The following is a 20,802-nucleotide window of genomic DNA, read 5'->3' as shown; positions in this document are numbered from 1 at the left end:
GGGTGCCAATCGCCCAGTGCACCCACGATGTGCGCCACGTTCTGCTGTTCGGCGGGCGCATTTCGCGAGCGGCTGAGGTGGGTTGCGTAGCGCGGACGCCAGCGTGCCCGCGAGGTGCGTCTCGCGAAGCGCGTCGCGGTGCCAATCGCTCAGTGCACCCACGATGTGCGCCACGTTCTGCTGTTCGGCGGGCGCATTCCGCGAGCGGCTGAGGTGGGTTGCGTAGCGCGGACGCCAGCGTGCCCGCGAGGTGCGTCTCGCGAAGCGCGTCGCGGTGCCAATCGCCCAGTGCACCCACGATGTGCGCCACGTTCTGCTGTTCGGCGGGCGCATTTCGCGAGCGGCTGAGGTGGGTTGCGTAGCGCGGATCCACGGTGCGCCACGTTCTGCTGCTCGGCTGGCGCCTGCGAGCCGGCCGCTGGGGTGGCCGCTTTGCTCGAGGCCCACGCCGCGGGTGCGGTGTGTTCAGGTTGTCCGGCGGCGGACCCACCAGAAGCCGAACGTGGCCAGCAGGGCGGTCAGCGCCAGGTACGCCGACACCTCGATCCACTGGAACGGCCAATAGCGGCTCGCGGGCTGGTACGAGTACACGAAATGGAGGTTCTTCGATTCCATGCAGGCGAAGTCGCCGTCCATGCTCCCCGTCTGGCACGCTTTGTTCTTCGCGGCGGTGAGGGGTGTGCCGTCGGCCATGAAGACCTGGTTGTCGGGGGCCATCGACCAGGCGCCGGGTTGCGTGTAGCCGAGGATGCGGGCCGACGTGTCGTTCATGCCGAAGCCCTGCGCCCGCGCCATGACGTCGGCCGTCACCTTGACCTCCGTGGTGACCGGCGGCATCAGGTGCGCGCGCAGGGCGAGCGGAACGACGATCTGCAGCGCGGTGTACAGCGCGACGACGATCGCCATGCTCGCCACCGTGCGCCGCACCACCAGTCCTACGACCACGCCGAACACGAACGCGAACGCGGCGTAGCCCAGCGGCGCCACACCGCGGGCGCCGAAGTTGGACGCGTTGAAGCGGCCGCCGATGTACTCGTCGTATCGGCTCGCACTCCAGGTGAGGAGCAGGCTGTAAAGTCCGGCGACGGCCACTGCGGCCGAGCCGAGCACGACGAGCTTCACGGCCAGCCAGCGGCCGCGGGTGACGCTTTGGTTCCACACGAGCCGGTCCGTTTTGTGCTCGAGCTCGCGGGCGACGAGCGGCGCACCCCAGAACGCGCCGATCAGCCCGGGCAGCGCGATGAGCAGCAGGCTGACGATCCCGACCGGGGCCTCGTACTCGTTGCCGAACAGCCGCCGCGTGACGCTGCAGTCGGAGGGCACGCAGTTGAGCACGTCGGTGAGATAGTCGGCCCGGATCCGCGTGCCGAGATACAGCAGATAGGCGGCGAGGGCGGCCAGCGCGATGCCGGCCACGAGCGCCTGGGTGCGGAACTGCCGCCAGGTGAGCCAGATCATCGCTTCGCCTCCGCGGCCATCATGTAAGCCATGCCGATGTCTTCGAGGTCGGTGTGCTCGGCCCCGCGGATCGGGTCCGCGGACCGCACGATCGTGGATCCACCGTTGGCCCCGCGGTCGGTGAAGACCACCTCCGCGCCCGACGGGAGAGCCCCGGTTCCGGTCCGATCGGCCGGAATACGATGGTGTACTGCCAGGAGGTCCGCGACATCGCCCGCGATCTGCACCCGGCCGCCGCCCAGCACGATCAGATGGTCACAGACCTGGGTCAGGTCCCCGAGTAGGTGCGAGGACAGCACGACGGTCACGCCGAGCTCGCCGACGAAGTCGAGCAGGTCATAGAGGAACGTGCGCCGGGCGATCGGGTCGAGGGACGCGACGGGCTCGTCGAGGATGAGCAGCTCGCCGCGTTTCGCCGCGGCGACGGTCAGGGCCAGCTGGGCCCGCTGCCCGCCGGAGAGCCGGCCGGCCTTCTGGCCCGGGTCGAGGCCGAGCCGCTCGACGCGCCGCCGGGCGAGACCGTCGTCCCAGCCGGGGTTGAGCCGCGCCCCGAGGCGCAGGTGGTCGGCGACGGACAAAGCGGAGTACACCGGAGCGTCCTGCGCCACGAACCCGACCCGCGCCAGCTGGGCCGCGTTCGCCGCCGGGGCACTGCCCAGCACGGTGATGCGCCCCTCGGACGGCGTGATCAGCCCGCACGTCAGGGCGAGCAGCGTCGACTTGCCGGCGCCGTTGGGCCCGACGAGGCCGACGATCCGGCCCGCGGGTATCGCGATGGAGCAGTCGAGGAGGGCCGGTCGGCGACCGTACCGTTTCGTCAGGTTCTGGGTTTGGATGACGGCTGTCATGGGGCTTGTTTCTACTCCGGGGCCGGTGTCATCCAGGTGTCAAAAGTTGTGACCGCGTTGACACCGGGCGGCCGTTAGGGTCGGCGGCGTGAGGGTGCTTGTGGTGGAGGATCAGCGTCAGCTCGCCGACTCGGTCGCCCGGGTGCTGCGCCGGGAGGGCATGGCCGTCGACGTGGCCTACGACGGCGCGGCCGCCTTGGAGCGGACGGATGTGGTGGAGTACGACGTGGTGGTGCTCGACCGGGATCTGCCCGGAGTCCACGGCGACGATGTGTGCCGTGCGCTCGTCGCCCGCGAGGCGCCCAGCCGGGTGCTGATGCTGACCGCCTCCGGGACCGTCGCGCAGCGGGTCGAGGGCCTCGGCCTCGGCGCCGACGACTACCTGCCGAAGCCGTTCGCCTACGCCGAACTGGTCGCCCGCATCCGCGCCGTGGCCCGCCGCAACCGCCCGGCCACCCCGCCCGTCCTCACCCACGGCGACCTGCGGCTCGACCCCGCCCAACGCGTCGCCGTGCGGGCCGGTGCGCGCCTGCCGCTGACTCCGAAGGAGTTCGCCGTCCTCGAGCACCTGCTCGCCGGCCAGGGCCGGGTCGTGTCCGCGGAGGAGCTGCTCGACCGCGTCTGGGACGAGGCCACCGACCCGTTCACGACGACCGTGAAGGCCACCATCAACCGCCTGCGCACAAAGCTCGGCGACCCGCCGCTCATCGAGACCGTCGCCCGCGCCGGATACCGGATCTAGGGGTCGGGTGCGCCGATGAGACGAGAGCGAGGCAGCCCCCGCACGCCGACCGCGACCACAGCGGCGACCGCGACTATGGCCGCGGCTGGGACCGCGACCACAGCGGCGACCGCGACCACGTCCACGGCTGTGACCACGTCCACGGCTGCGACCACGTCCACGGCTGCGACCACGTCCACGGCGACCGCCACCGGGACCGCGATGGGGACCACGTCCACGGCTGCGACCACGTCCACGGCGACCGCGACCGGGACCGCGATGGGGACCGCAGCTGCGACCGCGTGGGTGGGTAGACCGGCGCGGCGGTCTGGGGTTGCCGCGGTCATGGTGCCGTTGGGGAGCGGGTTGTAGGCATGGTTCCGTCCAATCGGCTCCGGCGGCGGCTGACGGTGTTCTACAGCCTGGCCACGTTCATCTCCGGCATCGTATTGCTGGGGATCACGACCGTGCTGGCGGCTGGTCTGCCGCCCGCGGACGCGCCGGCCAGGCCGGAGGCGGTGCGGGCCGACCGCCCCGGGCCGCAGGGGCGGCCGGTGATCTACGCCGCGTATCCCGGGGCCGAGAACCTCAAGAAGCAGCTGCTGCTCGGGCCGGGGCTGGCACTGGTGCTCATGGTGCCGATCTCGCTCGGGGTCGGGTGGCTCATCGCCGGGCGAATCCTGCGGCCCGTGCGCACGATGACCGACAACCTGCAGCGTATCTCCGGCCGCAACGTCCACGAGCGGCTCGCTGTGCGCGGGCCGCGGACCGAGTTCAAGGACCTCGCCGACACCATCGACGGGCTGCTCGGGCGGCTCGAGACGGCCCTCGAGGGGCACAAGCGGTTCGTCGCCAACGCCGCCCACGAGCTGCGCACGCCGCTGACCGTCGAGCATGCGCTGCTGGAGGAGCCGCTGATCGACCCGGGCGCGACGGTCGAGTCGTACCGGGCCAACTTCGAGCGGCTCCTGGCCGTCAACCGGCACCGGGGCGCGCTGCTCGAGGCGCTGCTGACCCTGGCCGGCAGCGAGTCGGCCCGGGAGGGCGGCACGCCGGTCGAGCTCGACGCCGTGGTCCGCGCGGGCCTCGCCGACCGGGCCGGTGAGCTGCGGCGACGTGACCTGCGCCTGGACAGTCTGCTGCGGCCGGCGCTGCTCGTCGGCGACCCGACGCTCGTGGCCCGGCTGGTGGCCAACCTGTGCGACAACGCCATCCACTACAACGAGCCCGGCGGCCGTGTCGACGTCGTCGTGCGGACCCTCGACGGTCACGCCCGGCTGATCGTCGCCAACACCGGGCCGCCCGTGCCACCCGATGAGGTGGATCGGCTGTTCGAACCATTTCAACGCCTGCGACGCGTCGCCGATGACGGTCATCACGGGCTAGGCTTGTCCATCGTGCGAGCCATCGCGACCGCCCACGGTGCGGCGATCACCGCCCAGGCCCGAGACGGCGGCGGCCTGACCGTCGAGGTCCTGTTCCCGGCGGCCTCGGTTGACTGACCGGCGGCCGCGTGGCGTCCTCGACACGCTCGGCGACTCCCTGACCTGGCGCCTGCCGTCCGCGGCCTGGATCCTGCTCGACGGGCAGATGAGACAGATCGACCGCGCCCTGCGCCACAGCGACCCGGCCGCCCTGCAGGACGCTCACGCCCGCCTCGAACTGCTCCGCCCGGGTGCGACCCCCTCGATCGGCGGCCACGGGACTTCCCGCTGCCCGCCCGCCCTCGCCGAGAAGATCGAAACCCTGATCCGCGTCGTGCGCGCCGACATCTCCTGACCCGCCCACGGCCAACTGCCGAAGCCGGTGATGGCGCGCTGTCCGCCGTGGCGCCATTCCGGCAGTCCCGCGCCGAGTCCGACCTCAGCGCCGATGCCCTTGCCGCGCATTTCGAGTGCTGCCCGCGGTCAACTGCATGCGGAGGGCGGAGCGTGGGAAGTTCCGCGTTGAGGGGACCTCGGCGCCGACGCCCTTGCCGCGCATATTGAGTGCCGCCGGCGCGCCTGAGGTGCCGTGTGCTCCCGCTGCGGTGCATGGGTCCGGATCGACCGGAGCTGGCCGCACCACTTCGGCGAGCGTGGCGTCTGGACATGGTGCTGGCAAGCGTGGCGGCTGGGCATGGTGCTGGCAAGCGCGGCGGCGCGGGGAGGGGCGAAGCGAGGCGTTGCGGTGGCGAGTGGTGCGGGGGCGGTGGGGAGTCGTGCGGGGCGGTCGCATCGTGTAGTCGGGCCGTACTATGGATCACCATCGCCATCTCCTCTTCGCACTGTCCGGAGGTCGCACATGGCTGGTCGCTGGAGCCCCGTCGTCGCGCCTTGGCATCTTGATGAATACATTCCGGCGTTTCCGGTGCCGGTTGGTGCGGGGGAGGCGATTCGGCCGGAGCTTCCTGCGGGGTCCGTTCCGGGGCGGATGAGTGTGCTGCATCGGGCGATAGCCGACGCGGTGGCTCAGGTTGCTCGGCCTCTGGTGCTCTCCGGTGACTGTCCCATCGCGCGGGCCGTGGTTGGTGGGGTGCAGCGGCGGCATCGGGATCTGGCCGTGGTGTGGCTGGACGCTCACGGGGACTTCAACACCCCGGCTATCTCGATCAGTGGGTACCTCGGTGGCATGGCCATATCGATGTTGACCGGCCGTACGCCCGGGCTGTTCGGCGACGGCGAAGCTGGAAACGGCGCTGCGAGCGCGGCCGGAAGTGGCGCTGCGAGCGCGGCTGGAAGTGGCGCTGCGAATGCGGCTGGAAGTGGCGCTGCGAGCGTGGCTGGAAGTGGCGCTGCGAGCGCGGCCGGAAGTGGCGCTTCGAACGGAGTGGGAAGCAAAGCCGTCGGTGACGGGGTGTCGCCGCTGCCTGAGGCCAATGTTGTGCTCGCCGACGCCAGGGACCTCGATCCGGCCGAGCGGGATGCCCTCGCGGCCAGTCAGGTGCGCCTTGTGGCCGCTGAACCGGGCGCGATCACGGCGGCGTTGCGCGATCTTGCTGGGCTACCGGTGTACCTGCACCTTGACGTGGACGTCCTCGATAGTGCGGACGTGCCCGGCCTGCGGTTCCCTACCGAGGCTGGGCCTTCGATCGCGCAGATTGAGCAGTGTCTGGCCGCGGTGTGCGCGACCGCCGATGTGGTCGCCGCCGGACTGGCCTGCACCTGGCAGCCCGACCGAGTCGGCGATGCGGCCACCCGCGACGCGATCACCCGGCTCGCGCGAGCGCTCGGCGCTGACCTCGCCTGGCGCTGATCTGGCCGCGCGCTGACCTCGTCTGGCGCTGATCTGGCGCGGCGTCGACCTGGATCGGCGTTGACCTGGCCGGGCGTTGACCCGGCCGGGCGTTGACCTGGCCAGCGTTGACCCGGCCGGGCGCTGACGTGGCCGGGCTTTGACCGGAGCGGGGCGGGTGGGCCGCGGCGCCGGGTGACCGCGGACGTGTGGCTTGCCGGTCGATGTCCAGGGCGACGGGGCTGACGTGCGGGTCACGCCGGGGCGTTTAGCGTCGCGGCCAGGTCGGTGTGGTTGAGGTACACCATGATCTGGAAAGTCTGTCCCTCGCGCCGCAGCAGGAACGTCGCCGTGGTGTCGAACGTGCCGCCGGAGGTGCGTGGGGCGGACCAGTCGGCGCCGACCAGGATGTGGCGGTCGTCCAGGCGGAGCTGGCGGGTGCCGGTGCGGCGCAGGGTGCCGACGCCGGCGCGGTCGAACATCGCGCGGCGGGCCGGCATGGCGGCGCCCAGCTGGGCCGGGGTGACGGCGACGGCGCGGGCCGGGTCCAGGGCGAGGAAAGGATCGGCGAACAACCGCAGAGCGCCGCGATCGTACTCGTCCATGAACGCGGCCACCTCAGGGTCGAGCGGGGTCCAGGTCATAGCTGTGCGGTCACCTTCTCGAGCAGGGGGATGACGTCGGCCAGCTGCCGGCGCTGGTCGTCGGTGAGCGTCGCGAGGGCGGCGTGGATGCGGGTGATGCTGGCCGCCTCCCGGGTCTGCAGGGCGGTGCGGCCGGACGGGCTGATCGTCACGACCGAGCGGCGGCCGTCGGCGGGGTCGGCGGCGCGGATGACGAACGCGTGCTCCTCGAGGCGGCGCAGGACCGGGGCGATCGCGGCCGAGGTCACGTTCTCCTGCCCGGCGAGCGCGCCGGGGCTGGACGGGCCGGTCCGCTCGAGCCGCTGGAGCACGGCGAGCTCGAGGAAGCTCAGGTTGTCGTCCCCGTCGGCATACAGCTGCCGCAGCCGGCGCGCGAACCGGCCCACCGCGAGCCGCAGATCCTGTGCGAGCGTCACGACCGCTAAGCTAGCTTAGCTAATCCAGCTTATCAATACAGCAGGCAGAACTCGTTGCCCTCCGGATCGCGCAGCACCACGAAACCCTCGTCCCCGCGCTGCCCGACGTCGGCCCGGGTCGCTCCGAGCCCGAGCAGCCGCTCGACCTCGTCCTCGACGGGGCCGTCGGCCCGCAGGTCGGGGTGGTCCCGGTTCTTGCCCGCCTTGACCGCGGACGTCGGCTGCAGCCAGACACTCAGCCCGTCCTCGGACCCGTCCCCGTCCCGCGGCCGCAGGTGCGCGTCCCCGTCGTCACCAGGCTCGATGTCATACCCGAGGGCCTGCGACCAGAACCGGGCCATCAACGAAACGTCGTGCACATCGAGCGTCCACTGTGCGAACCGGCTCACCATTGCCGCCCCTTGCCCGTCCCGGCCGGGGGTGAAACACATGACGTCCGTCCGCCGACAACCTCGGCGATCCGCGCCCGTCCGCACGGCGGGACTTCGGCCACATCGGAGGCATGAGGGGCGACTGCTGGAGCCGGGCACCCGCGCCGAGCGCCGCCGCGGCTGGTTGGGCGGCGAAGGTCACGGCCAGGTGTGCGCTGTTCTGGCGAACGTCTCGGGATCGCTGTGCACGGGGACCACACAGAGCCGGCGACTCCGCGCCGAGATGCATGCCGGTGGGGCCGCGCGGGCGAGTGTGACGACCGGGCCCCGGCGGGGCGGCGCCGGGGCCCGGAGCATGAGCACCGCGGTGGGGTTACAGCTTGGACAGCTTCGCCAGGTCCAGTGCGGCGATGAACGCCTCCACGTCGGCGCCCTTGAACTTGTCGTCGAAGCCGACCCACACGTTGACCAGCAGGGTCGCGTGGCCGGCGGTGACGACTCGGGCCGGGTAGTCCGGGTCGTCGTCGAGGGTGGCCACGTTGAAGCCCTTCACCTTGGACTTCGGCGTCAGGAAGCACCACTTGTAGTCGGACTTCTTCGCCTGCACGGCCGGGAGGCGGCAGTCGGCGAACTGGACCGAGACGTAGCCCTGGCTGCCGACCATGTAGTTGACGAACTCGCGGCCTTCGCTGGGTGGCAACGCCTCGGTCCACTTGCCGCCGGCGGGGGCGCCCTTCGGTGCGGGCATGGCGGCGGCGAACTTGACCAGGCTGTCCATCGAGATGATGTCGGCCGGGGTGGATGGGAGGTCGGCCGGGGTCGGCGACGGGGACGGTGACGTGGAGGCCGCCGCGCTCGTTGTCACGGGATCATCCTGGCCGGAGCAGCCGGCGAGGACCGTGAGCGCGATGAGCGCGGCGGCCACAGGGCGGTACCGCTGAAGGTTGGGCATGTCGTTTCTCCTGCTGCAAGTCTTGATCAGCTTTCAGCAAAGAGATGTGACATCGCGTTCCATCGGCGGGTCAGGCGGAAGGGGCCAGGTAACGGTAGGCGTCGGTGGTGAAGAACGGGGGGAGGTACTCGTCCAGCGCGGCCCGTTCGAAGATGTCGGCGACCTCGACCGGGTGCCGCAGCTCCAGCGACGACAGTGCGGCGTCGAGCTCGGCCCGGACCGTCTCCGCGGTCACCGTGCCGCCGCCGGCGAGCGGGGTGTGGTGGTGCAGCCACTGCCACACCTGGCAGCGGGCGATCTCGGCGGTGGCGGCGTCCTCCATCAGGTTCGACAGTGCCGCCGCGCCCGTGCCGCTGAGCCACGCGTCGAAGTACAGCAGCGAGACCCTGATGTTGGCGCGCAGCCCCTCGGCCGTCACCTGGCCCGGGGTCTTGTCGACGGCGAGCAGGTCGGTCGCGGTGACCTCGACGTCCTCGCGCAGGCGGCCGAGCTGGTGGGGGCGGTTGCCGAGGACCGGGTCGAAGGCGGCGCGGGCCACCTCGACCAGGCCGGGGTGCGCGACCCAGGAGCCGTCGAACCCGTCACCGGCCTCGCGCTGCTTGTCGGCCCGCACCTTGGCCACGGCCGCCTCGTTGACGGCCGGGTCGCGGGACGGGATGAACGCGGCCATGCCACCGATGGCGTGGGCGCCGCGCTTGTGGCAGGTGCGCACGAGCAGCTCCGTGTAGGCGCGCATGAACGGCACCGTCATCGTCACCTCGGCCCGGTCCGGCAGGACGAAGTCGGACCACTGGCCGAAGTTCTTGATGATGCTGAAGATGTAGTCCCAGCGGCCGGCGTTGAGGCCCGCGGAGTGCTCGCGCAGCTCGTAGAGGATCTCCTCCATCTCGAAGGCGGCGGTGATCGTCTCGATGAGCGTCGTCGCGCGGATGGTGCCCTGCGGGATGCCGAGGTACTCCTGCGCGAAGACGAACACGTCGTTCCACAGCCGGGCCTCGCGGTGATCCTCGATTTTCGGCAGATAGAAATACGGCCCGGAATTATTGTCCAATTGCCGGAAGGCGCAGTGATAGAAATACAGCCCGAAATCCACGAGGCTGGCGGCAATCGGGCGGCCGTCGACGACAATCCACTTTTCGACCAGGTGCCAGCCGCGCGGGCGCACGACGATGGTGGCCAGGTCTTCCCCGAGGGTGTACCGCTTCCCGCGCTCGTCCGTGAAGTCGATCTCCCGGTCCAGGGCGTCCATCAGGTTGAGCTGCCCGCCGATGATGTTCTCCCAGGTCGGCGCGGTCGCGTCCTCGAAGTCGGCCAGCCACACCTTCGCGCCGGAGTTGAGCGCGTTGACCGTCATCTTGCGGTCCGGCGGCCCGGTGATCTCGACCCGCCGGTCCTCGAGCCCCGGCGCCGGCGGCGCGACCCGCCACGTCGGGTCATTGCGAATAATATTGCAATCCGGCCGAAAATCCGGCAATTGGCCGGCCGCAAACCGGGCCCGGCGCGCCCGCCGGGTGTCGAGCACCGCGACCCGCCGGGCCGCGAACCGGTCGTCCAGCGCCACCAGAAATTCGAGCGCGCCCGGCGTGAGCACCTCGTCGTATCGCGCCAGCAACTCCCCGACAATCTTGTACCTCACGCGAACTGCTCCTGTTCCGTCGAGCCGTGCAGCGCCGTGGTCTCGCCGGCCGGGTTGAGCACCGTGCTGATCAGGTCGAAGTAGCCGGTGCCGACCTCCCGCTGGTGCTTGACCGCCGTATAGCCGTGGGCCTCGGCCGCGAACTCCCGCTCCTGCAGCGCCACATAGGCGGGCATGCCGTCGGTGGCGTAGCCGCGGGCCAGGTCGAACATCGAGTAGTTCAGCGCGTGGAAGCCGGCCAGGGTGATGAACTGGAACTTGTAGCCCATGTGCCCGAGCTCGCGCTGGAACTTGGCGATGGTGGCGTCGTCGAGGTGCTTGCGCCAGTTGAACGACGGCGAGCAGTTGTACGCCAGCATCTGCTCCGAGTGCTCGCGCTTGACCGCCTCCGCGAACCGCCGCGCCACCTCCAGGTCCGGCGTGCTCGTCTCCATCCAGAGCAGGTCGCTGTACGGCGCGTACGCGATACCGCGGGCGATGCAGGCTTCGACACCGTTCTTGAAGCGATAGAAGCCTTCGGCGGTACGTTCACCGCTCACGAACGGCTGATCACGCTCGTCGACATCCGTGGTCAGTAGCGTGGCGGCCTGCGCGTCGGTGCGCGCGACGATCAGCGTCGGCACCCCGGCCACGTCCGCGGCCAGCCGGGCCGCCTGCAGCGTCCGCACGTGCTGCCCGGTCGGGATGAGGACCTTGCCGCCGAGGTGCCCGCACTTCTTCTCCGACGCCAGCTGGTCCTCCCAGTGCACGCCCGCCGCGCCGGCGACGATCATGCCGGTCATCAGCTCGTAGGCGTTGAGCACACCGCCGAACCCGGCCTCGGCGTCGGCGACGATCGGGGCCAGCCACTCCGTGTCCGTGTCGCCCTCGGCGGTGGTGATCTGGGCCGCCCGCAGCAGCGCGTTGTTGATCCGCCGCACGACCGAGGGCACCGAGTTGGCCGGGTAGAGGCTCTGGTCCGGGTAGGTGTGCCCGGACAGGTTGGCGTCCGCCGCGACCTGCCAGCCGGACAGGTAGATGGCCTTCAGCCCGGCCCGGACCATCTGCACGGCCTGGTTGCCGGTGAGCGCGCCGAGCGCGTGCACATAGTCCTCGTCGTGCAGCAGTTGCCACAGCCGCTCGGCGCCGCGCCGGGCCAGGGTGTGCTCCTCCTGGATCGCGCCGCGCAGCCGCACGACGTCGGCCGCGTCGTAGTCGCGCCGCACACCCGCCCAGCGCGGGTCGGTGTCCCATTCCTGCCGCAACCGCTCAACTGCGTCGCTCATCGTCAGCTCCCTTGTGTGCCGTGCCTCTCCGCTCACGGTCACACGCGGTAAACACCGAGGTCGAGGGGCGGAAAAAGCCAAGTCTTGCCAATTTTCCGGACCACTTTGCTAACTTGCGAAATGTGCATTTGACAGTGGTGTGAAACTGAGGGCATGGCCAAAATCTTCGCGGGCGCGCGGCTGCGGCGGCTGCGCGAGGAGCACGGCCTGAGCCAGACCGACCTGGCCCGGCACCTGGCCATCTCGCCGAGCTACCTCAACCAGATCGAGCACGACGTCCGCCCGCTGACCGCCCCGGTGCTCATCCGCGCGACCGAACTGTTCGGCGTCGACCCGGCCGTGTTCGCCCCGCACGACACGCCGCAGCTCGTCGCCGGCCTGCGAGAGGCCCTGGCCGGGACCGGGAGCGTGGCCGACCTGAGCGAACTCGCCACCAGACTGCCGGACCTGGCCGAGTCGATAATCGACCTTTATCGACGGTACCGCCAAGTCTCGGACCAATTGACGGAGCTCGTCGGTGACCGGGGCGAGCTCGGCCGCAGCCCGCACGACCGGGTGACCGAGTTCTTCTACCGCCGCCAGAACTACGTGCCCGCCCTGGACGAGGCGGCCGAGGCCCTGGCCCGGTCGATGGGCCTGCGAAGGGGTGAGATCCGCCCGGCGCTGCGCGACCGCCTGGCCGAGCGCCACGGTGTGCGGATCGTGCGCGACGACGCGTTCGGGGAGCTGCACCGGTACCGCCCGCAGACCCAGACTCTGCACGTGTCGACGTCGCTGCGGGCCGGCCAGGAGGCGATGAGGATGGCCGCCCAGCTGGCGCTGATGGAGTATGCGGACGTCATCGACGAGATCATCGAGGAGGAGCGCTTCGACGACGTCCAGACGCAGATCCTGACCCGCGTGGGGCTGGCCAACTACTTCGCGGCCGCGCTCATCCTGCCCTACGAGCAGTTCCTGCACGCCGCCGAAGCCCGCCGCTACGACATCGACCTGCTCACCGAGCACTTCGCGATGGGCTGGGAGACCGTCTGCCACCGCCTGTCGACCCTGCAACGACCCCGGGCCCGAGGCGTCCCGTTCTCCTTCGTCCGCGTGGACCGGGCCGGGAACATGTCCAAACGCCAGTCCGCGACCGGCTTCCCGTTCTCCCGCACCGGCGGCACGTGTCCACTGTGGAACGTGTATGAGGCGTTCAGCTCCCCGGGCCGCCCCGTCACGCAGATCGCGGCGATGCCCGACGGCCAGCGTTACCTGTGGATCGCCCGCACGATCACCCGCCACCACGGCGGCTACGGCCAGCCGGGCAAGGTCTACGCGATCGGGCTGGGCTGCGAGATCCGCCACGCCGGCCGCCTCGTCTACTCGACGGGCATGGACCTGCACGACGCGGCCGCCGCGATGCCGATCGGCCCCGGCTGCAAGACCTGTGAACGCGCCACCTGTCCGCAACGGGCCGCCGCCCCGATCAGCCGGCAGCTGGATCTGGACGAGAACCGGAGCACCTTCATCCCGTACCCCCTGCGAGGCACTTCGTAGTGGATCCCGGCGCTATGCGCGGGTCCGGGCCGGGGCCGGTGTGTTCGCGGAGGCGAGCAGGGCCAGCTTCTCGGCGTCGGGCGAGCCGGGGTCGGGGTGGTAGACGACGAGCATCAGGCTTTCCGTCCCGCCGATGCTCAGCCGCTCCCGGTTGAGGGTCAGCTCGCCGACCTGCGGGTGCCGCAGCCGGATCGGGGTGCCCTGCTGCCCGCGGACCTCGTGGCGGGCCCACAGCCGGCGGAACCGGGGGCTGGCCAGGGTCAGCTCGCCGGTGAGCTCGATGAACCGGGGGTCGCCGACGTCGTTGCCGACGGCCTGGCGCAGGTTGGCGATGAAGCACTCCGTGACCGACTCCCACTCCGGGTGCAGCGCCTGCTCGGCCGGGTCCAGGAACAGGTCACGCAGCTGGTTGCCGCCCGCCGCGAGCCCCGGCGAGAGGGCCCGGGCCAGGCGGTTGGAGGCGAGGATGTCGAAGTAGCGGTCCTCGATGAACGCCGGCTGCAGCAGCGAGTCGAGCAGCTTCAGCGCGCCCGGCGGCGGGGTCTCCTTGCGCGCCCGGCGGCGCGGCGGCCGGGCCGCGCCCGAGGCCAGCGACAGCAGGTGCGTCACGTGGGCCTCGTCGAGCCGCAGCACCCGCGCGATCGCCTCCAGGACCTGCGGCGACGGGTTGCGGTCGCGGCCCCGCTCCAGCCGCAGGTAGTAGTCGGCGCTGATGCCGGCCAGCATGGCGACCTCCTCGCGGCGCAGCCCCGGCACCCGCCGCGCGCCCACCTCCGGGATGCCGGCCTGCCGGGGCGTCACCTGCTCGCGCCGCGCGCGCAGGAACGCGCCCAGGGCATTCGTCGACTCACGCACACACCCAGCGTAGAGCCGCCCCCGGCGGCCGGCGGGGGTCCTGACAGACCCCCGGCTCAGCCGGGCTCCCGATGCGCCCGTCGGCCGCGGCTAGCGTCGGCGCCATGACCGTCACACTGATCACCGGGGCCAACAAGGGCATCGGCTTCGAAACCGCGCGGCAGCTGCTGGAGCTCGGCCACGTCGTGTACATCGGCGCCCGCGACACCGGACGCGGCGAGCGGGCCGCCGAGACCCTCGGCGCGCGGTTCGTGCCGCTCGACGTGACCGACGACACCTCCGTGACCGACGCCCTGGCGACGATCGCCGCCGCCGGCGGCCTCGACGTGCTCGTGCACAACGCGGGCATCCTCGCCGCCGACACCCTCGACGGCCCCACCGCCCTGCGCGCGTTCGACACCAACGCGGCGGGCATCGTCCGGGTCACCGAGGCCGCGCTCCCGCTCCTGCGCGAATCCGCGAACCCGACGGTGGTCACGGTGTCGAGCAGCATGGGCTCGTTCTGGGCGGTGACCAACCCCGACCGGCCCGAGTCCACCATGCCGCTGGCCCTCTACGCCGCCTCGAAAGCCGCCGCGACGATGCTCACCGTGCAATACGCCAAGGCCCACCCGGCCATCAAGTTCAACGCCGTCGAGCCCGGCACCACGGCCACGGACATGACGGCCGCGTTCGGCATCGGCCGCCCACCGCAGGAGAGCGCCGCCGTCGTCGTCCGGCTGGCCACCCTCCCCGCGGACGGCCCGACCGGCACCCTGCAGGACGAGTCCGGAACCCTCCCCTTCTGACCCCTGCCCGCGCCGCGCTGCCGCGGGGGTCACGCGTCGGTGGAGGTGCCCTCTTCGGAGCTGATCAGTTCGGCGATCGTGGCGAAGAAGGCGGCGATCCCCGGCCGGTTGGCGCCCTTCGCGCGGGACGCGGCGAACGCCTCCGAGGTTTCCCAGGTCACGATGTCCAGCCACTCGTTGCCGGGCAGCTGGACGAGGCGGGCGTCGAGGAAGCCGGTGCGGTCGGCGCGGAAGTCGGCCAGCATCGCCGGGCGGGCGGCCAGGAGGTCGGGTTCGCGGGCGGGGTCGACGCGGAAGCGGGTGAGTTCGACGGTGGTCATGCGAGAATCCTTCCCCGAGGTCGTCCAATAATTGGACTATACCCGCGGCGAGGGGGAGGACCGTGAGACGTAGCGCACGCAAGGCCGAGGCGCCCGACCTCGGGGTCCTCGCCGCCCGGCTGCTGTTCGGGCTGCAGGCGGAGCTGTTCGCCCGCGCCGCCGAGCTGGGGTTCGACGATCTCGGGCCGCGGCACGGTGCGGTCCTGGCCCACCTCGACGAGGAGGGCATCCGGCTGGCCGACCTGGCCCGGCTCGCGGGGCGCAACAAGCAGACCATCGCCGCGATCCTCGACGAACTGGAGCAGCTCGGCTACGTCCACCGCACCCCCGACCCGGCCGACCGCCGGGCCAAACTGGTCATGCCGACGGAGAAGGGCCGGCGCGTCATGCGGATCTCCGACGAGATCGTCGCCGACATCGAGGCCCGCCATGCCCGCCGGCTCGGCGCCGGTGCGTACGCCGAGTTCGTCCGGGTCCTCGGTCTCATCACCGGCGACGGCTAGGCCAGCAGGCCGCGGCGGTGGGCGACGGCGGTGGCCTCGCCGCGGGAGTTGGAGCCGAGCTTGGCCAGGATGTTGGTGACGTGGACGCCGGCCGTCTTCGGGGAGATGGCGAGGGCCTCGGCGATCTGCTTGTTGGTCCGCCCGTCGGCCAGGAGCCGCAGCACCTCGGTTTCGCGGCCGGTGAGGCGGGCCGGGCCCGGCTCGAGGCGTTCGCTGCGCAGCAGTTCGTCCGCGGCCGCGGTCAGCGGGCCGGCGCCCAGGCGGGTGGCCAGGGTCAGGGCCTCGCGGGCGCGGACGGCGGCGGTCGAGCGGTCGCGGGCGGCGTGCGCGGCCAGCAGCAGGGTCTGGGCCAGGCGGAACGGGTGGCCGACGGCCCGCCAGGCGGCGATCGCCTCGTCCCACCGGCCGTGCACGGTCAGGCTCGCGGCCCGCTGGACCGGGCCGTTGACCGGCAGGCGCCGAGCCAGACCGCGGCCGGACGAACCGGAGCCGGACGAGCCGGAGCCGGAGGAGCCGGCGCCGGAGTCGGCCGAGCGGGAGCTGAGCAGCAGGGACCACGCCAGGGCCGGTAACATCGGGAGCTGGCCGTCGCCGAGCGGGGGTGGCGTGCCGAGCAGGGCCCGGACCTCCCACAGCGGGGTCCAGAACTGCCGGCCGGTGTACTGCGAGCCGAGCAGCGCCGCCGCCTCGTCCGCGTCCGCGGTGGCGGCGGACCGGTCACCGGTGACGGCGTCGAGCCACGCGCGGCCGGTGAGGAGCACGGCCCGGTACACCGGCGGCAGGTTGCATCTGAGGGCGTCGGCGATGACCGTCCGGGCCCGGTCCCACTCGCCCAGGGCGGACAGCGAGCCGGCCTGTGCGGCGGCCGGTAGCGCGGTGCGGCTCGGCGGGAGGCCGGTCCGGCGGGCGGCGACGAGAGCGGCCTCGGCGGCGGCGACGGCGGCCCGGGAGTCGCCGGCGGCCTCGAGGGCGGCCGCCTCCATGGTCCGCGCCAGCACGTACGTGTCGTCGTCGCCGCTCTCGCGGGCCAGATCGGCCGCCTCGCGGGCGCGGCGCCGGGCGACGGCGGCGCCGCTGTCGCCCGGGTCGGCGCCGGGCTGCGGGTCACAGGCGGCGGAGGCGAGGGTGACGAGGGCGACGGCGCGGACGGCCGGGTCGCGATCGGCGGCGGCCTCCTCGGCCAGCACGCGGGCCTCGAGGGAGCGGGTCAGGAACTCGAGGCGGGCGGCCAGGGTCGCGCGGACGCGGTTGTTGCGCGGCGCCAGGGCCAGAGCATCGCGCAGGTCGGTGAGGCCGTCGTCGCCGCCGCGGTACCGCAGCCGGCTTCTCGTCTCGAGCAGGACCGCCTGCCGGGCCGGGTCGCGGGTGCCGTCCAGGGCCTCCCCGGCGAGGGCGATGCCGCGGTCGAGGGCACCGGCGTGCAGCGCGGCGGACGCGGCGGCGGCGAGGACGGCGACGCGGTCGGTGCCGGTGCGGAAGCCCGGGTCGAACACGCGGTTCCAGGTCGCGGCGACCCGTTCGAGCAGCCGCAGCCGGCCCCCGGACGCGGCGCCGACCGCCCCGGCCGCCCGCCAGGCCGCGTCGAACGCCCGGTCCGTGTCCCCGGCGGCGTGCCAGTGCTCGGCCAGGGCGACGAGGGCGGCGGTGCCGGGCCGGAAGCCGAGCCGGGCGGTGATCGCGGCCGCGGCCAGTTCGTGCAGGCGGGTGCGTTCGGCCGGGCGGAGGTCGGCGTAGACGGCGGCCCGGATCAGCGCGTGCCGGAATCGGTACCCGCCCTCGCCCGCGACCAGCAGCCCCCGCTCCACGGCCGGTCGCAGGCGCTCGCCGACATTCCCGGCGACCCGGCCGAGCAGGGCACCGTCGACCTCCGGGCCGAGGACGGCGGCGACCCGCACCGCGGCCCTGGTCGGCGCGGGCAGCGAGCGGAACGGCGCCAGCAGCAGGTCGTCGGGCGGGGACTGCGGGTCCGGAAGGTCCGCGGCCAGTTCCAGCAAGAGCGGATTGCCCCGGGTGTACTGCCAGACACCCGCGATCACCGCAGAGCCGGCACGATGCCCGAGGCGCCGCGTGAGCAGGTCCCCGGCCGCCGCCTCGTCGAGCGGCCCGAGCGTGAAGTCCTGTGCCCCGAGCGCGAAGTCCTGGGCAGCCGCTCGATCTCGCCCCCGCGGACCGGCAACGGCCGTCGAACTGTCGCGCGACCTGGCGGGCCGCGGCCCGATCGCCCCGAGCGTGAAGTCCTGCGGCCCCGGCGTCGAGCCCTGCGGCCGTGGAGCGAAGTCCTGCGGCCCGTGCGCGAAGTCGAGCGGTCCCAGGGTGGTGTCGAGCGGCCCCGGCGCGAGCCCGGCGGCACCGCGCCGCGTGGCGACGATCAGGACACCGGGGCGCCGCAGGGCGGGGCCGAGGAACTCGAGCAGGTCCCGGCTGGGCCGGTCGGACCAGTGCACGTCCTCCAGCACGAGCACCACGGGCGCGGCCGCCTCGAGGCGCTGGCGCACCTCGGCGAAGAGCGCCGTCCGCGGCCGGCCCGGGTCGGCCAGGGCCGGGTCGCCGAGCGCGTCGGCGAACGGCGCGTAGGGCAGGGCGTCGCCGCCGCATTCCCGGCACTCGCCGCGCAGCACCGTGACCCCGGCCCGCTCGGTGAACGCGGCCACGAGCGCCGACTTGCCGATCCCGGCGTCGCCGCCGACGACGATCGCACCGGACCGGGTCGCGGCCGACCGCCAGGCCTGCTCGAGGTGGGCCAGTTCGGTGGCGCGGCCGGAAAGATGCACGCCCCAACCCTAAAGAACCGGCGTTTCTTACGGAATGGCGATGGATCGCGGCCCGGGCCGTGGCCTCCGCTTGCCGGAACGTTGACATGCGTTAGCGTTGTGCCCGTGCGGGTGCTGATGGTTGCGCCGCCCGGTGCGGGCAAGGGCACGCAGGGTGCGGTGATCGCGGAACACTTCCACCTCCACCGGGTCACCATCGGCGAGCTGCTGCGCCGCCACGTGGCCGACGGCACGGAGCTCGGCCGCCGGGTCCGGCCGCTGGTCGAACGGGGCGAGCTCGTCCCGGACGACATCGTCCTGGACCTGATGCGGGAGGGGCTCCTCGAAGCGCGCGCACTCGGCGGGGGCTATGTCCTCGACGGGGTGCCCCGCACGGTGGCGCAGGCCCTCGCCGCCTACCGGGTCGCCCACGCCATCGGCATGACCGCCGACGTGGCCCTGCACCTGTCGGCCGACGACGAGGAGCTCGTCGGGCGGCTGCTGAAACGGGCCGGGATCGAGCACCGGGCCGACGACAACGAGGCCGTGATCCGGCAGCGGCTGCGGCTGTACCGGGAGGTCACCGAGCCGGTCCTGGCCTACTACGCCCGCCGGGGCATCCTGCTGACCGTCGACGCGATGCGCCCGGTCGAGGTCGTCAGCGCCGAGGTGCTGGCCGCCCTGGAGGCGCGGGCCGGCTGATCGCTCTGGCTCCGCCGAATCGCTATGCTCCGCCGATGAGGCTGGTGCAGATAGCGCAGCACGCCGCGGACCTCCAGCGCGCCACCCGCTGGTATGCCGACCTGCTCGGCGCCGAACCGTCCGCCACCTTCGACCCGCCGGGCCTGGTCTTCTTCGACCTGGCCGGGGTCCGGCTCCTGCTGGAGGGCAACGCCCCGGCGGCGATGCTGTACCTGAACGTGGACGACATCGACGGCACGGTCGAGCGGCTGCGGGCGGCCGGGACCGTGATCCGCTCGGAGCCGCACGTCATCTTCACCCACGCCGACGACACCCTCGGCCCGGCCGGCGCGGCGGAGTGGCAGGCGTTCGTCGAGGACAGCGAGGGCAACCTCGTCGGCCTCGTGGAGCATCGATCGTGAGCGAACCGCAGCGCGACGACCGGGCCGCACACCGCAGGCACGGCGTGGACGCGCTGCGGCCGGTGCTGGTGGACGCGTCGTGGCCGGCGTGCGCGGAGGCGGCGGCGTGAGCGGACCCCTGCGGATCGGTATCCTCGGGGCGGCCCGGATCGCGCCCGCGGCCCTGGTCCGGCCCGCGCGCTCCGTGGCGGCCGTGACGGTGGCGGCCGTGGCGGCTCGGGGCAGTACCAAAGCGGAGAAATTCGCGGCGAAGCACGGCATCGGCACCGTCCACGCCGGCTATGGCGACCTGCTCGCCGACCCGCGGATCGACGCCGTCTACAACCCGCTGCCCAACGGTCTGCACGCCGAGTGGACCCTGGCCGCCCTCGCCGCCGGCAAGCACGTGCTGTGCGAGAAGCCGCTGACGGCGAACGCCGAAGAGGCCCGCGCGGTGGCCGAGGCCGCGGCGACGGCCGGACTGGTCGTCATGGAGGCGTTCCATTATCGGTACCACCCATTGCTCGCCCGCACCCTCGAGCTGCTCCCGGAGCTCGGCGCGCCGCAGCACATCGAGACCGCCCTGTGCTTCCCGCTGCCCCGGTTCGGTGACATCCGCTACGACCTGAGCCTCGCCGGCGGGGCCATGATGGACGCCGGCAGCTACACCGTCCACGCCCTGCGCACCCTGGCCCGGGCCGAGCCGGAGGTGACCGCGGCGACGGCGACGCTGCGGAAGCCGGGCATCGACCGGCTCATGGTCGCCGACTACCGGTTCCCGGGCGGCGCGACCGGCCGCACGACGGCCAGCCTCTGGTCCCGCCACGTGCTGAGCCTCAGCGCCCGCTACACCGGCACCGAAGGCTCCCTGAAGATCTTCAACTACCTGATCCCGAGCCTGTACCACCGCCTGACCGTCACCCGCGGCGGCCGCACCACCCACGAGCGCGTCCCGGGCGAGCTGACCTACCGGCACCAGCTGCGCGCGTTCGCGGCCGCGGTCCGCGACGGCGGCCCCAACCTGACCCCGCCGGAGGACTCGGTGGCCAACATGGCGGTGATCGACGCCGTCTACCGGGCCGCCGGCCTCGACCCGCGCGGCCAGGGCCTGTGAAGCAGGCCCTGGGTCAGGCCGACGTCCCGCGCGGCCAGACCGTGGGTCAGGCCGACAACGCGCGCAGCTGGACCGTGGGTCAGGGCCAGGTCGCACCTTTTGGGACCGGCGTGGTTCAGCTGCGGCGGCGGGCCCCGCGCAGCAGCAGGACCAGGCCGACGACGGCGACGATCGGGCCGATGACGGCCCACATGCCGTTGCCGCTCATCGCGCTGCCGCCGAGCACATCGAGGCCCTGCAGGGTCCAGACGATGCCGGCGAGGAGGGCGAGGACACCGACGATGAGGAGGATCCAGCGCATGTGCTCAGCTTTCTCCGTCGCCGGGCCCG

At 72.5% G+C, this 20,802-nt stretch carries 23 protein-coding genes; 10 read left to right on the top strand and 13 right to left on the bottom strand.

The genetic code is table 11. The annotated features are described in order from the left end of the window. Nucleotides 1-465 precede the first annotated feature (465 nt). Both ACIA8L_RS10325 and ACIA8L_RS10320 read right to left on the bottom strand, forming a co-directional pair. The gene (locus tag ACIA8L_RS10325; RefSeq protein WP_395902648.1) at nt 466-1,458 is read right to left on the bottom strand and encodes an ABC transporter permease subunit; all 993 of its coding nucleotides are present in this window, start codon (nt 1,456-1,458) and stop codon (nt 466-468) included. Then, complete coding sequence (locus ACIA8L_RS10320; protein ID WP_395902646.1) at nt 1,455-2,306, bottom strand: ABC transporter ATP-binding protein; 852 nt, start codon at nt 2,304-2,306, stop codon at nt 1,455-1,457. Before ACIA8L_RS10320 ends, ACIA8L_RS10325 begins: the two co-directional genes overlap by 4 nt. 88 nt (nt 2,307-2,394) lie before the next feature. Between ACIA8L_RS10320 and ACIA8L_RS10315 the strand changes: the two genes are divergently transcribed. Beyond that, nucleotides 2,395-3,048 (top strand): response regulator transcription factor, encoded by a 654-nt coding sequence (locus ACIA8L_RS10315; protein ID WP_395902644.1) that lies wholly within the window; start codon nt 2,395-2,397, stop codon nt 3,046-3,048. Here ACIA8L_RS10315 and ACIA8L_RS10310 read toward each other — a convergent pair. Further along, nucleotides 3,045-3,374, bottom strand: a complete 330-nt coding sequence (locus ACIA8L_RS10310; RefSeq protein WP_395902642.1) for a hypothetical protein — start codon at nt 3,372-3,374, stop codon at nt 3,045-3,047. The genes ACIA8L_RS10315 and ACIA8L_RS10310 overlap by 4 nt on opposite strands. A 27-nt stretch (nt 3,375-3,401) precedes the next feature. Between ACIA8L_RS10310 and ACIA8L_RS10305 the strand changes: the two genes are divergently transcribed. From ACIA8L_RS10305 to ACIA8L_RS10295, 3 genes are all read left to right on the top strand, one after another. Beyond that, on the top strand, nt 3,402-4,529 hold the full coding sequence (locus tag ACIA8L_RS10305; RefSeq protein WP_395902640.1) for a sensor histidine kinase: 1,128 nt from the start codon (nt 3,402-3,404) through the stop codon (nt 4,527-4,529). After that, complete coding sequence (locus ACIA8L_RS10300; RefSeq protein WP_395902639.1) at nt 4,522-4,806, top strand: CATRA system-associated protein; 285 nt, start codon at nt 4,522-4,524, stop codon at nt 4,804-4,806. The genes ACIA8L_RS10305 and ACIA8L_RS10300 overlap by 8 nt, the downstream gene beginning before the upstream one ends. Nucleotides 4,807-5,145: 339 nt before the next feature. Beyond that, the gene (locus ACIA8L_RS10295; RefSeq protein WP_395902638.1) at nt 5,146-6,261 is read left to right on the top strand and encodes an arginase family protein; all 1,116 of its coding nucleotides are present in this window, start codon (nt 5,146-5,148) and stop codon (nt 6,259-6,261) included. A gap of 233 nt (nt 6,262-6,494) precedes the next feature. On the opposite strand, the gene ACIA8L_RS10290 is transcribed toward ACIA8L_RS10295, so the two are convergent. The 6 genes from ACIA8L_RS10290 to aceA all read right to left on the bottom strand — a co-directional run bounded on the left by ACIA8L_RS10290 (nt 6,495) and on the right by aceA (nt 11,524). Continuing rightward, entirely contained in the window at nt 6,495-6,884 is a 390-nt protein-coding gene (locus ACIA8L_RS10290) for a hypothetical protein (RefSeq protein ID WP_395902636.1), read from the bottom strand. Continuing rightward, on the bottom strand, nt 6,881-7,300 hold the full coding sequence (locus ACIA8L_RS10285) for a MarR family winged helix-turn-helix transcriptional regulator (RefSeq protein WP_395902634.1): 420 nt from the start codon (nt 7,298-7,300) through the stop codon (nt 6,881-6,883). Before ACIA8L_RS10285 ends, ACIA8L_RS10290 begins: the two co-directional genes overlap by 4 nt. A gap of 32 nt (nt 7,301-7,332) precedes the next feature. Beyond that, nucleotides 7,333-7,692, bottom strand: coding sequence for a VOC family protein (locus tag ACIA8L_RS10280; protein ID WP_395902632.1), 360 nt, complete (start codon nt 7,690-7,692; stop codon nt 7,333-7,335). A gap of 352 nt (nt 7,693-8,044) precedes the next feature. Beyond that, nucleotides 8,045-8,623 (bottom strand): hypothetical protein, encoded by a 579-nt coding sequence (locus ACIA8L_RS10275; protein WP_395902631.1) that lies wholly within the window; start codon nt 8,621-8,623, stop codon nt 8,045-8,047. A 70-nt stretch (nt 8,624-8,693) separates the two neighbouring features. Beyond that, a complete protein-coding gene (gene aceB / locus ACIA8L_RS10270) occupies nt 8,694-10,259 on the bottom strand; it encodes a malate synthase A (protein ID WP_395902629.1) in 1,566 nt (521 codons plus the stop codon). After that, a complete protein-coding gene (aceA, locus tag ACIA8L_RS10265) occupies nt 10,256-11,524 on the bottom strand; it encodes an isocitrate lyase (RefSeq protein ID WP_395902627.1) in 1,269 nt (422 codons plus the stop codon). The genes aceB and aceA overlap by 4 nt, the downstream gene beginning before the upstream one ends. Before the next feature lie 153 nt (nt 11,525-11,677). Between aceA and ACIA8L_RS10260 the strand changes: the two genes are divergently transcribed. Beyond that, entirely contained in the window at nt 11,678-13,060 is a 1,383-nt protein-coding gene (locus ACIA8L_RS10260) for a short-chain fatty acyl-CoA regulator family protein (protein ID WP_395902625.1), read from the top strand. A 12-nt stretch (nt 13,061-13,072) separates the two neighbouring features. Here the strand turns inward: ACIA8L_RS10260 and ACIA8L_RS10255 are convergent, their stop codons facing one another. Continuing rightward, on the bottom strand, nt 13,073-13,915 hold the full coding sequence (locus ACIA8L_RS10255; protein ID WP_395902623.1) for a helix-turn-helix transcriptional regulator: 843 nt from the start codon (nt 13,913-13,915) through the stop codon (nt 13,073-13,075). A gap of 104 nt (nt 13,916-14,019) precedes the next feature. Between ACIA8L_RS10255 and ACIA8L_RS10250 the strand changes: the two genes are divergently transcribed. Next, complete coding sequence (locus ACIA8L_RS10250) at nt 14,020-14,703, top strand: SDR family NAD(P)-dependent oxidoreductase (protein ID WP_395902621.1); 684 nt, start codon at nt 14,020-14,022, stop codon at nt 14,701-14,703. Between the two features lie 29 nt (nt 14,704-14,732). Here the strand turns inward: ACIA8L_RS10250 and ACIA8L_RS10245 are convergent, their stop codons facing one another. Further along, nucleotides 14,733-15,023, bottom strand: coding sequence for an antibiotic biosynthesis monooxygenase (locus ACIA8L_RS10245; protein WP_395902619.1), 291 nt, complete (start codon nt 15,021-15,023; stop codon nt 14,733-14,735). A gap of 62 nt (nt 15,024-15,085) precedes the next feature. Between ACIA8L_RS10245 and ACIA8L_RS10240 the strand changes: the two genes are divergently transcribed. Continuing rightward, on the top strand, nt 15,086-15,526 hold the full coding sequence (locus ACIA8L_RS10240; protein WP_395902617.1) for a MarR family winged helix-turn-helix transcriptional regulator: 441 nt from the start codon (nt 15,086-15,088) through the stop codon (nt 15,524-15,526). Here the strand turns inward: ACIA8L_RS10240 and ACIA8L_RS10235 are convergent. Continuing rightward, nucleotides 15,523-18,297, bottom strand: a complete 2,775-nt coding sequence (locus ACIA8L_RS10235) for an AAA family ATPase (RefSeq protein ID WP_395902615.1) — start codon at nt 18,295-18,297, stop codon at nt 15,523-15,525. The two genes, ACIA8L_RS10240 and ACIA8L_RS10235, sit on opposite strands and share 4 nt — an antisense overlap. A 105-nt stretch (nt 18,298-18,402) precedes the next feature. Here ACIA8L_RS10235 and ACIA8L_RS10230 point away from each other — a divergent pair, with 105 nt between their 5' ends. From ACIA8L_RS10230 to ACIA8L_RS10220, 3 genes are all read left to right on the top strand, one after another. After that, nucleotides 18,403-18,978, top strand: coding sequence for an adenylate kinase (locus ACIA8L_RS10230; RefSeq protein ID WP_395902613.1), 576 nt, complete (start codon nt 18,403-18,405; stop codon nt 18,976-18,978). 35 nt (nt 18,979-19,013) lie between these two features. Continuing rightward, nucleotides 19,014-19,379: a VOC family protein gene (locus ACIA8L_RS10225; protein ID WP_395902611.1), complete on the top strand. Its 366-nt coding sequence runs from the start codon at nt 19,014-19,016 to the stop codon at nt 19,377-19,379. A 106-nt stretch (nt 19,380-19,485) separates the two neighbouring features. Next, nucleotides 19,486-20,472, top strand: a complete 987-nt coding sequence (locus ACIA8L_RS10220; RefSeq protein ID WP_395902610.1) for a Gfo/Idh/MocA family protein — start codon at nt 19,486-19,488, stop codon at nt 20,470-20,472. Between the two features lie 115 nt (nt 20,473-20,587). Here the strand turns inward: ACIA8L_RS10220 and ACIA8L_RS10215 are convergent, their stop codons facing one another. Then, nucleotides 20,588-20,773: a hypothetical protein gene (locus ACIA8L_RS10215; RefSeq protein WP_395902608.1), complete on the bottom strand. Its 186-nt coding sequence runs from the start codon at nt 20,771-20,773 to the stop codon at nt 20,588-20,590. Nucleotides 20,774-20,802 lie beyond the last annotated feature (29 nt).

The sequence above is a fragment of the Dactylosporangium sp. NPDC051541 genome (assembly GCF_044454505.1).
Classification (GTDB): Bacteria; Actinomycetota; Actinomycetes; order Mycobacteriales; family Micromonosporaceae; genus Dactylosporangium.
Note: the sequence above shows the minus strand (reverse complement) of the source record. Positions and strands in the feature narration are given on the sequence as shown.

Excerpts from the sequence above, each read along its gene's own strand:
- ACIA8L_RS10325 (WP_395902648.1), bottom strand. The coding sequence starts at position 1,458 with ATGATCTGGCTCACCTGGCGGCAGTTCCGCACCCAGGCGCTCGTGGCC.
- ACIA8L_RS10320 (WP_395902646.1), bottom strand. The coding sequence starts at position 2,306 with ATGACAGCCGTCATCCAAACCCAGAACCTGACGAAACGGTACGGTCGC.
- ACIA8L_RS10310 (WP_395902642.1), bottom strand. The coding sequence starts at position 3,374 with ATGACCGCGGCAACCCCAGACCGCCGCGCCGGTCTACCCACCCACGCG.
- ACIA8L_RS10305 (WP_395902640.1), top strand. The coding sequence starts at position 3,402 with ATGGTTCCGTCCAATCGGCTCCGGCGGCGGCTGACGGTGTTCTACAGC.
- ACIA8L_RS10295 (WP_395902638.1), top strand. The coding sequence starts at position 5,146 with ATGGTGCTGGCAAGCGCGGCGGCGCGGGGAGGGGCGAAGCGAGGCGTT.
- ACIA8L_RS10290 (WP_395902636.1), bottom strand. The coding sequence starts at position 6,884 with ATGACCTGGACCCCGCTCGACCCTGAGGTGGCCGCGTTCATGGACGAG.
- ACIA8L_RS10280 (WP_395902632.1), bottom strand. The coding sequence starts at position 7,692 with ATGGTGAGCCGGTTCGCACAGTGGACGCTCGATGTGCACGACGTTTCG.
- ACIA8L_RS10275 (WP_395902631.1), bottom strand. The coding sequence starts at position 8,623 with ATGCCCAACCTTCAGCGGTACCGCCCTGTGGCCGCCGCGCTCATCGCG.
- aceA (WP_395902627.1), bottom strand. The coding sequence starts at position 11,524 with ATGAGCGACGCAGTTGAGCGGTTGCGGCAGGAATGGGACACCGACCCG.
- ACIA8L_RS10260 (WP_395902625.1), top strand. The coding sequence starts at position 11,678 with ATGGCCAAAATCTTCGCGGGCGCGCGGCTGCGGCGGCTGCGCGAGGAG.
- ACIA8L_RS10250 (WP_395902621.1), top strand. The coding sequence starts at position 14,020 with ATGACCGTCACACTGATCACCGGGGCCAACAAGGGCATCGGCTTCGAA.
- ACIA8L_RS10245 (WP_395902619.1), bottom strand. The coding sequence starts at position 15,023 with ATGACCACCGTCGAACTCACCCGCTTCCGCGTCGACCCCGCCCGCGAA.
- ACIA8L_RS10225 (WP_395902611.1), top strand. The coding sequence starts at position 19,014 with ATGAGGCTGGTGCAGATAGCGCAGCACGCCGCGGACCTCCAGCGCGCC.
- ACIA8L_RS10215 (WP_395902608.1), bottom strand. The coding sequence starts at position 20,773 with ATGCGCTGGATCCTCCTCATCGTCGGTGTCCTCGCCCTCCTCGCCGGC.